This window comes from Lysinibacillus sp. GbtcB16, from assembly GCF_019091145.1.
GTDB lineage: Bacteria > Bacillota > Bacilli > Bacillales_A > Planococcaceae > Lysinibacillus > Lysinibacillus fusiformis.
Genome location: NZ_JAGXJV010000285.1, coordinates 1 through 281, shown reverse-complemented (window position 1 = coordinate 281; position 281 = coordinate 1). Strand labels below are relative to the sequence as shown.

1 pseudogene is annotated in these 281 nt (G+C 36.7%); it reads left to right on the top strand.

Annotated features, from left to right (window positions below):
• A pseudogene (locus KVT27_RS24280) lies at nt 1-281 on the top strand (DUF6359 domain-containing protein); the annotation flags it as partial.

The following is a 281-nucleotide window of genomic DNA, read 5'->3' as shown; positions in this document are numbered from 1 at the left end:
ATTACACCTCAGAAAAACGGAAATTTATATGTAACAGTAAAAAATAGTGGAGATAAAATAGTAACACAATATGGCACACCTCTATTAGATGAAAATCAATTAAACCCAGAGCGCCTTTCTGTAAAAGTACCTCGCAATTATGTAGCAAAAGTAGGAGATACTTTTACTGGAGATATAACAGGGGTAGTAGGATATGATTTCGGTTCTTCCCGTATTTCGCCAATAACAGAACTGCCAGCTGTAGTGGATGGTGGATTTAAGCAAGTAGGGGCAAATATTCA